The organism is Kitasatospora albolonga (genome assembly GCA_002082585.1).
GTDB classification, from domain to species: domain Bacteria; phylum Actinomycetota; class Actinomycetes; order Streptomycetales; family Streptomycetaceae; genus Streptomyces; species Streptomyces stephensoniae.
Genome location: CP020563.1, coordinates 7593371 through 7604019 on the forward strand (window position 1 = coordinate 7593371; position 10649 = coordinate 7604019).

The window sequence follows — 10649 nt, forward strand, 5'->3', positions numbered from 1 at the left end:
GCCCGAGACGAAAGCAGCGGTGTCCAGTGAGCGACCAGAGGATGCGCGAGTACCTCAACCGGGTGACCATCGACCTGCGGAACACCCGGCAGCGGCTCCGGGAGGCCGAGGCCCGTACGAGCGAGCCCATCGCGATCGTGTCCATGGCCTGCCGCTTCCCCGGCGGTGTCCGCACCCCCGAAGACCTGTGGGACCTGCTCGCCGAGGGCCGCGACACCGTCGCGGCCGTCCCCGGCGACCGGGGCTGGGAGACCGTCTGGCCGTCCGGCGGTACGGTCCCCGGGCAGGGGGCGTTCCTGGACGGCGCGGCCGACTTCGACCCGGAGTTCTTCGGCATCTCGCCCCGTGAGGCGGTCGCGATGGACCCGCAGCAGCGGCTGCTGCTGATGGCGTCCTGGGAGGCCGTCGAGCAGGCCGGCATCGACCCGATCACCCTGCGGGGCAGCCGTACCGGGGTGTACGCCGCGGCCATCGACCAGGGGTACGCGACGCTGGGCCCCGGTGCCGCCGAAGCCGTCCAGGGGTTCCTGATGACGGGGAACTCGATGAGCGTGATGTCCGGGCGGGTCTCCTACGCGCTCGGTCTCGAGGGCCCCGCCGTCACCGTGGACACCGCCTGTTCGGCCTCGTTGGTGGCCCTGCACCTCGCGGCGCGGGCCCTGCGGGCCGGTGAGTGCTCGCTCGCCCTCGCGGGCGGGGTCAGCGTGATGGCGCTGCCCGCGGTGTTCGTCGAGTTCAGCAGGCAGGGCGCGATGTCCCCCGACGGCCGCTGCAAGCCGTTCGCGGCGGCGGCGGACGGCACCGGCTGGGGCGAGGGCGTGGGGATGCTGCTCCTGGAGCGGCTGTCGGACGCGCGCCGCAACGGCCGTACGGTGCTGGCCGTGCTGCGCGGCTCGGCGATCAACCAGGACGGCGCGAGCAACGGACTGACGGCGCCGAACGGCCCGTCGCAGCAGCGGGTGATCCGGGCGGCGCTGGCGGACGCGGGGCTGACCGCGTCCGAGGTGGACGCGGTGGAGGCGCACGGTACCGGCACCACGCTGGGCGATCCCATCGAGGCCGATGCGCTGCTGGCCACGTACGGTCAGGACCGGTCCGCCGAACAGCCCTTGTGGCTGGGGTCGCTGAAGTCCAACATCGGGCACACCCAGGCGGCGGCCGGGGTCGCCGGGGTCATCAAGACGGTCCTCGCCCTGCGGCACGGTGTCCTGCCGCGCACCCTGCACGTGGACGCGCCCACCCCGCACGCCGACTGGTCATCGGGCGCCGTCGAACTCCTCACCGAGGCCCGCGACTGGCCCGCCGTTGACCGGCCGCGCCGGGCCGGGGTGTCCTCGTTCGGCATGAGCGGCACCAACGCGCACGTCGTCCTCGAACAGGCACCGGAACCGGAACCGGCCGAACAGGCACCGGGACCGGCCGAGCAGGCACCCGAGTCGGAACCGGCCGACGGATCGGGAGCGGTGACCGACGCGCCGGAAGCGCGGACTGACGGGCCGTCGGTGGAGCCGGACCCGGCGGGCCCGCCCGGAGCCGCGCTGCCCTGGGTGCTGTCCGGCCGTACCGCCTCCGCGCTCGGGGACCAGGCGGCCCGGCTGCGTGCCCGGTTCGCCACGGACGCGTCCGTACGGTCGGCCGACATCGGGTTCTCGCTGGCGACCACCCGGTCCGCCTTCGAACACCGGGCCGTCGTGATCGGCGACGGGCACCACGCACTGCTGAACGGGCTCGCCACCCTGTCCGGACCGGGCGGGGACCTCCACCTCCCCGTCGGCCTGGCTGCGGATTCCGCTGCCCCGGCCCCGGCTGTCGGCCGGGCTTCGGATGCCGCTTCCGCCGACATCGTCACCGGCACCGGCCGGGTCGTCGAAGGCCGGACGGCACTGGTCTTCCCCGGCCAGGGCTCCCAGTGGGACGGCATGGCCCGGGACCTGCTCGCCACCAGCCCCGCCTTCCGGGACCGCCTCGCCGCCTGCGACGCCGCCCTCTCCGCCCATGTCGACTGGCGGCTCCCCGCCGTCCTGGAGGGGGCGCCCGGGGCCCCCTCCCTGGAACGGGTGGACGTGGTGCAGCCGGTGCTGTGGGCGGTGATGGTGTCCCTGGCCGCGCACTGGGAGTCGTGGGGCGTCCGGCCCGACGCCGTGGTCGGGCACAGCCAGGGCGAGATCGCCGCCGCCGTGGTGGCGGGAGCGCTGAGCCTGGAGGACGGGGCGAAGGTCGTCGCCCTGCGCAGCCGGGCCATCCGGGCGCTGGCCGGGCTCGGCGGCATGGTCGCGGTGCCCCTGCCCGAGGACGAGGTCCGCGCCGCGATCGCCCCCTGGGCCGAGAAGCTGTCGGTGGCCGCCGTCAACGGGCCCGCCGCCGTGGTGGTCTCGGGGGAGCCGGGGGCCCTCGCCGAACTGCTCGCCCACTGCGCCGCACGGGGCGTACGGGCCCGGTCCGTACCCGTGGACTACGCCTCGCACTCGGCCCAGGTCGAACGGATCAGGTCCGAGGTGCTGGTCGCGCTGGACGGCGTACGCCCGCTCCCGGCCCGTACACCGCTGTTCTCCACCGTCACCGGCGACCGGCTCGACACCACGGCCATGGACGCCGACTACTGGTACCGCAACCTGCGCGGGACCGTCCGCTTCGACGCGGCCGTACGCTCCCTGGTCGAGCAGGGCCACGAGGTCTTCGTCGAGGTGTCGCCGCACCCGGTGCTGACCATGGCCCTCCAGGACACCGCCGAGGCCACCGGAGGCGCGGAGCCGCCCGTGGTCGTCGGCACCCTGCGCCGTGACGACGGCGGACCGCGCCGGGCCCTGCGCGCGGCCGCCGAACTATGGGTGGCGGGCGTGGCCGTCGACTGGTCCGCCGTGTACGCCGGTAGCGGCGCCCGCCCGACCGCCCTGCCCGGATACCCCTTCCAGCTGCGGCGCTACTGGCTGGAGCCGGAGACGGCGCCCGGCACCGGACCGGCCGCCGCCGACCCGCACGACACGGCCTTCTGGCACATGGTCGACCACGACGACCCGGCCGAGATCGCCGCCCGCCTCGCCGTCGACGAGGACGCCCTCACCCCCGTACTGCCAGCCCTGCGCGGCTGGCGCGAACAGCGGCGCGACGAGAGCGTCATCGACTCCTGGCGCTACCGCATCGGCTGGCAGCCCCTGCCCGACCCACAGGCCGCCACCCCGGCTGCCGGGACCTGGCTCGTCGTGCTGCCCGCCGGAGACGACGACACACGGGTACGCGGCCCGCTGCTCGCCCTCGCCGAAGCGGGCGCCACCGTCGTCACCGCGGAACTCACGGCCGACGCCGTCCGCCGTACGGACCTCGCGGACACGCTCGCCACCGCCCTCGGCGGCCTCGTCCCGACGGGCGTGCTGTCGCTGCTGGCCACCGCCGACCGGCCCCACCCCGACCACCCGGCCCTGCCCACCGGGACGGCCCTCACCGTCGCCCTGGTGCAGGCCCTGGGCGACCTCGGCCTCACGGCCCCCCTCTGGTGCGCCACCACCGGGGCCGTGTCGACGGGCCCGGACGACCCGGTCACCCACCCCCGCCAGGCGCTGGTCTGGGGCACCGGACTGGTGGCCGCGCTCGAACTGTCCGCCCGCTGGGGCGGCCTCATCGACCTGCCCCCGGAGCTCGACGCCCGCGCCAGGACCCGGCTCGCCGCCGTACTGACGGCCTCCGTCCCCGGCCCGGACGGCGTCGGCCGCGAGGACCAGCTCGCCCTGCGCCCCACCGGCATCCTGGCCCGCCGCCTCCGGCGCGCCCCCCGGAGCGACAGCCGTACGAACCGTACGAACCGTACGAACCGCTGGAAGCCGCGTGGCACCGTCCTGCTGACCGGCGGCACCGGAGCCGTCGGCCCGCACCTCGCCCGCTGGCTGGCCCGCAGCGGCGCCACCCACCTCGTCCTGCCCGGCCGCCGCGGCCCCCAGGCACCCGGCGCGGCCGAACTCGCCGCCGAACTGGCCGCCCTCGGCGTACGACTGACCCTGCCCGTCTGCGATCTGTCGGACCGCCAGGCGGTGGCGGAGCTGCTCACCGGCCTGGAGACGGCGGGCGACCCGGTCACCGCGGTCGTCCACGCGGCCGCCTTCGTCGCGCTCGCCCCGCTGGACGGCACACCGATGTCCGCGTTCGAACAGATCGTCGCCGCCAAGGCCGCAGGCGCCGAACACCTCGACGCCCTGCTCGACCGCGAACTCGACGCCTTCGTCCTGTTCTCCTCGATCGCCGGAGTCTGGGGCAGCGGTGACCACGGCGCCTACGCCGCCGCCAACGCCTACCTCGGCGCCCTGGCCCAGCACCGCCGGGCCCGCGGCCTCACCGCCACCACCCTCGACTGGGGCATCTGGCAGGCCGAGAACCCCTGGCAGGACCGCGTCGCCGGAGAGGACGCCGACCTGTTCAACCTGGAACAGCACGGCCTGCCCCGGATCGCCCCCGACCTCGCCGTCCAAGCCCTGTGCCAAGCGCTAGACGACGACGAGACCGTCCTCACCGTCGCCGACGTCGACTGGGAGCGGTTCGCCGCCGTCTTCACCTCCACCCGCCCCAGTCCGCTGCTCACCGGCATCCCCGAGGCCCGCCGCGCCCTGGAGGCCGCGACCGGCGACACGGAGGCACCCGCCGCCGCCCTGCTGCGCCAACGGCTCGCCGCCCTCGCCGAATCCGAGCAGCACCGCCTGCTGCTCGACCTGGTCCGCACCCATGCCGCAGCCGTCCTCGGCCATGCCACGGCGGACGCGATCCGGCCCGGCAAAGCCTTCCAGGACATGGGCTTCGCCTCCCTCACCGCAGTCGAACTCCGCAACCGGCTCAACGCCGCCACCGGACTGCGACTGCCGTCCACCCTGATCTTCGACCACCCCTCGTCGACCGCGCTCGCCCAGGAGATCCGCGCCGAACTGCTCGGCCGACAGACCACCGACCCGCACCTCCCCGAGCCGGACTCCTCCGTCCCGGACCGCTCCGTCCCGGACTCCTCCGTCCCGGACCGCTCCGTCCCGGACTCCTCCGTCCCGGACCGCTCCGTCCCGGGCGCTGCCGCGCACCTGTCCGCACCTGCCGACGAACCGATCGCGATCGTCTCCATGGCCTGCCGCTTCCCCGGCGGCATCGGCACCCCCGAAGAGCTGTGGCGCCTGCTCGCCGACGGCGGCGACGCCGTCTCCGACCTCCCCACCGACCGGGGCTGGGACATCGAGGCCCTCTACGACCCCGACCCCGACCACCCCGGCACCTCGACGACCCGGCGGGGCGGCTTCCTCCACGACGCGGCCGATTTCGACGCGGAGTTCTTCGGCATCTCGCCGCGCGAGGCCCTGGCCATGGACCCGCAGCAGCGGCTGCTCCTGGAAACCACCTGGGAGGCGATCGAGCGCGCGGCCATCGACCCGGACGCCCTGCGCGGCAGCCGCACCGGAGTGTTCACCGGCGTCAACTACGCCGATTACGCGGCCGTCGTCGCCCAGTCGGAGGAAGGAGACGGCCACCTGCTCACCGGCAGCGCACCCAGCGTCGTATCCGGCCGGGTCGCCTACACCCTGGGCCTCGAAGGCCCCGCAGTGACCATCGACACGGCTTGCTCCTCCTCCCTCGTCGCCCTGCACCTCGCAGGCCGGGCGTTGCGCGGGGGAGACTGCTCGCTCGCCCTGGTCGGCGGCGTCGCCGTGATGGCGACCCCCGGCGCCCTCATCAGCTTCTCCCGTCAGCGGGGGCTCGCCGAGGACGGCCGCTGCAAGGCGTTCTCGGACGACGCGGACGGCATGGGCATGGGCGAGGGCGTCGGCGTGCTGTTGCTGGAGCGGCTGTCGGACGCCCGCCGCAACGGACACCCGGTCCTGGCGGTGGTACGCGGCTCCGCCGTCAACCAGGACGGCGCCAGCAACGGCCTCTCCGCCCCCAACGGCCCCTCCCAACAGCGGGTGATCCGGGCGGCGTTGGCGGACGCGGGGCTGACGGCGTCCGAGGTGGACGTGGTGGAGGCGCACGGCACCGGCACCACTCTCGGCGATCCCATCGAGGCCCAGGCGCTGCTGGCCACGTACGGCCAGGACCGGCCCGCCGACCGGCCCCTGCTGCTCGGCTCCCTCAAGTCCAACCTCGGCCATGCCCAGGCGGCATCGGGGGTGGCAGGGGTCATCAAGACGGTGCTCTCCATGCGGCACGGGCAGGTGCCCCGCACCCTGCACGTCGGCAGGCCCTCCGGCCATGTCGACTGGACCCGCGGAGCGCTGGCCCTCGCGACCGAGCAGCAGCCCTGGCCGCTCCACGGCCGCCCCCTGCGGGCCGGGGTGTCCTCCTTCGGCCTGAGCGGCACCAACGTCCACACCATCCTCGAACACGCCCCCCTGGAGAACGACGCCCCGACGGCCGAGCGCGTCCCCCTGTCGGCGGTTCCCTGGCTGCTGTCGGCGAAGAGCCCGCAGGCCCTGCGCTCCCAGGCTGACCGTTTACGCCGTCACCTGGACGGCAGCCCCGTACCCGACCCGCGCGACATCGGGTCCGCCCTGCACGCCCGCACCGCCTTCGAGTACCGGAGGGCGCTGATCGGAGAACGGGACCAACTCCCCGCCCTGCTCGGCCAGATGGCCGACGACGACTCGGGAGCGTGGGACGGCGGACGTACGGTCGACGGTCGTTCGGTGCTCGTCTTCCCGGGTCAGGGTTCGCAGTGGGTGGGGATGGCTGCGGAGTTGTTGGGGGAGTCGGAGGTCTTCGCGGCGCGGATGGGTGAGTGCGAGCGGGCCTTGGAGCCGTACGTGGATTGGTCGTTGACGGAGGCGCTGGGGTCGGAGCGGTTGTTGGGGCGGGTCGATGTGGTGCAGCCGGTGCTGTGGGCGGTGATGGTGTCGTTGGCCGAGGTGTGGCGTTCGTTCGGTGTGGCGGTGGACGGGGTGGTGGGTCATTCGCAGGGGGAGGTTGCGGCTGCGTGTGTGGCGGGTGGGTTGAGTTTGGATGACGGGGCGCGGGTGGTGGCGTTGCGTTCTCGTGCGGTGGGGGTGTTGGCGGGGCGGGGTGGTATGGCGTCGGTGCCGTTGTCGGTGGACGTGGTGCGGGAGCGTATCGCCCCGTGGGCGGGCCGGTTGTCGGTCGCCGCGGTCAACGGGCCTTCTTCGACGGTGATTTCGGGTGACGCCGACGCGGTCTCCGGGCTTGTGGAGGAGTTCACCGGTGAGGGTGTGCGGGCGCGGCTGATCGAGGTGGACTACGCGTCGCATTCCTCCCATGTGGAGGAGATCCGTGAGCAGTTGCTCTCCGACCTGGAAGGCATTACGCCTCTTTCCGGTGCGGTGCCGTTCTTCTCGACGGTGACGGGGGGCTGGCTGGATACGAAGGGTCTGGACGCGGAGTACTGGTACCGGAATCTGCGCGAGACCGTTCAGTTCGGGAGCGCGACGGAGACGCTGCTGGCTGATGGTTTCCGGTTCTTCATCGAGGCAAGTCCGCATCCGGTGCTGGGTGTGGCGGTGGGGGAGTCGGCGGAGGTGGCCGGTGTGGAGGCCGCTGTGCTGGGGACCTTGCGGCGTCAAGAAGGCTGCCTGGAGCAGGTGTTGCGTGCGGTGGGCCGTGCGTGGGAGCGGGGGTTGGGGGTCGATTGGGCGGGGGCGTTCCCGGGGGCTCGGCGGGTCGAGTTGCCCACGTACGCCTTCCAGCGCAGCCGCTACTGGCCCGAGCCGGCGCCCACCACGGCGGCCGACGTGGGCTCGGCCGGGCTCGACTCCGCCGACCATCCCGTCCTCGGAGCCGCCACCGAGCTGGCCGACACGGGTGAACTGCTGCTCAGCGGCCGGTTGTCGCTGCGCACCCACCCCTGGCTCGCCGACCACGCCGTGGCCGGTACGGTCCTGCTGCCCGGCGCGGCCTTCGCGGAACTCGCCGTACGCGCCGCGGACGAGGCCGGATGCCACACGGTGGAGGAACTGACGCTCCAGACACCGCTGTTGATCCCCGCCGACACCGCCGTACGCCTGCAAGTACGGGTCGGCGCGGCGGACACGCACGGCAGCCGCTCCCTGGACCTGTTCTCCTGCCGTGAGGACGCGACGACCCCGCAGTGGACCGCGCACGCCACCGGCGTACTCACCGCCGACGCCGCGAACCGCAAGCCGCCGCCCGCACCGGACGACCCCGGCTCCTGGCCCCCGCCCGGCGCCGTCCCGGTCTCCGTCGATGACCTGTACGAGCGGTTCCACGGCTCCGGCTACGGCTACGGACCCGCCTTCCGCGGGCTCACCAGCGCCTGGCGCCGGGGCGACGAGATCTTCACCGAGGTACGCCTGCCCGAGGACCAGCACCGGTCCGCCGCCGCCTTCGGTGTGCACCCCGCCCTCCTGGACGCCGCCCTCCAGGGGCTGTTCCTGCGTGCCCGGCCGGAGAGCGGACCGGACCCGGACCGGCCGTCCGCCGGACTGCCGTTCTCCTGGAGCGGAGTCAGGCTGTACGCCTCCGCGGCCACCGCGCTCAGGGTACGGCTCGGCTTCCGGCCGGACGGTTCGGTGGCGATCGACGCGACCGACCCGAACGGCCTCCCGGTCGCGTCGGTCGAGGCGCTCGCCGTCCGCCCGATCGATCTCGACGCCCTCCGCCCGGGCGGAGGTCCGGAATCCCTCTACCGGGTGCAGTGGTCGGCGGTGCCCGACACCGCACCCGTCGGCCCCCTCGGACCCTGGGCCGTCCTCGGCGGCCGGTCACTCTCCCCGGACACGGACAGCCATCCGGACCTGGCCGCGCTCGGTGCCGTGCTGGACGGGGGAGCGCCGTCGCCCGCCGCCGTGCTGGCCTGGTGCGACCACACCCCGCGCCTCTCGTCCCCGCCCGACGCCGCATCCGTACACACCGCACTGGACGACGCCCTGCGGCTCGTCCAGGAGTGGCTGGCCGACCCGCGTTGGGACGACGGCACCCGCCTCGTACTCGTCACCCGGGGCGCGGTCTCCACGGCGGCCGGTGAGGAGGTTACCGATCTGACCGGCGCCGCTGTCCGTGGTCTCGTCCGCTCCGCCCAGTCCGAGCACCCGGACCGCTTCCTGCTGATCGACACCGACGACCCGGCCGCCGTGACCGGCCTGCTGCCCCGGGCCCTGGCCGCAACGGAACCCCAACTGGCGATCCGCACCGGACAACTCCTCGCCGCCCGCCTCACCCGGGCCACCGTCACCACGAACCCGAACCCTGGCACGCACGCGCTCGCGGACCCGAACCCGGGCACGGACGCGCACCTCCGTACGGGCGTGCTCACAGACCCGGACTCGGCCTCGGCCCCCGGCACCCCGTCCCGTATCGCCGTGCCCGGCGGAACCGTCCTCGTCACCGGAGCGGGCGGCGCGCTCGGCGGTCTGGTGGCCCGGCACCTCGTGACCGCGCACGGCGTACGGAACCTGCTGCTCGTCGGCAGGCGCGGTGCGGGCGCCCCGGGCCTGGCCGACCTCGCCGCCGACCTGCGCGGTCTCGGTGCCCGGGTGGACGTGGCGGCGTGCGACGTCGCCGACCGGGACGCGCTCGCCGCCCTGCTCGACGGCATCCCCGCCGACCGTCCGCTGAGCGCGGTCGTCCACGCGGCCGGAGTCCTGGACGACGGGACCGTCGAGTCGCTGACCCCCGCGCGGATGCGCCACGTCCTGCGGCCCAAGGTCGACGCGGCTCTCCACCTGCACGCCCTCACCCGTGATCTGCCCTTGTCGGCCTTCGTCCTGTTCTCCTCCGCGTCCGCCACCGTCGGCAACGCCGGTCAGGGCAACTACGCGGCCGCCAACGCCTTCCTCGACGCGCTCGCCCAGCACCGCCGCGCTCTGAAACTGCCCGCCCAGTCGCTCGCCTGGGGCCTGTGGGAACGCCGTAGCACCATGACCGGGACGCTGACCGCCGCCGACCTGCGGCGCATGTCCCGGGGCGGCACCGCGGCCATCGGCAGCGAAGAAGGTCTGGCGCTGTTCGACGCGGCCCTCACCCTGGACGAACCACTGCTCGTACCGGTCCGGATCGACCTCGGCCGGCTCCGGGCGGCCGCTCGGACCGCACCCGTCCCGGCCCTGCTCTCCGCCCTGGTCCCCGGCGCCGTACGCCGCCCGGCCTCCGGGGCGGACGCCGCCGAAGCCGACTCGCTGCGCCGCCGCCTGACCGGCCTCCCGCCGGAGGAACGCCTCGCCACCCTGCTCGACCTGGTACGGAGCCGGGGCGCCGACATCCTCGGCCACGGCGGAGCCGGGGCCATCGACCCGGACCAGCCGTTCAAGGACCTCGGCTTCGACTCGCTCACCTCCGTCGAACTCCGCAACCGGCTCGGCGCCGCCACCGGCCACCGGCTGCCCGCGACCTTGGTCTTCGACCATCCCACCCCGGCCGCCGTCGCCGCCTACCTCAGCAGGCGCCTGGTGCCCGACGGGCCGGGCGGCACCGACGTCAACGCCAGGGCCGCCCGGACGCCGGACCGCGAGGACCACGAGATCAGCTCCCTGCTCGCCACGATCCCGCCCGCCGCTCTGCGCCGGGCCGGTCTCCTCGACGCGCTCCTGGACCTCGCCGACCGGCCGGAGACACCGGCTTCCGCCGCCGACGGCGCCGAAGGCATCGACGGCATCAAGGACATGGCCGTCGACGAACTCGTCCGGATGGCCCTGGGCGGCGAACGTGACTGACCGACAGCCGCA

At 74.5% G+C, this 10649-nt stretch carries 1 protein-coding gene; it reads left to right on the forward strand.

The window, feature by feature from the left end; genetic code table 11:
• The first annotated feature begins 41 nt into the window (after positions 1-41).
• Positions 42-10637, forward strand: coding sequence for a polyketide synthase (locus B7C62_33080; protein ARF76578.1), 10596 nt, complete (start codon positions 42-44; stop codon positions 10635-10637).
• Positions 10638-10649 lie beyond the last annotated feature (12 nt).

What these genes read in the sequence shown, in the direction of transcription:
- B7C62_33080 (ARF76578.1), top strand. Translation starts at nt 42, where the DNA reads ATGCGCGAGTACCTCAACCGGGTGACCATCGACCTGCGGAACACCCGG.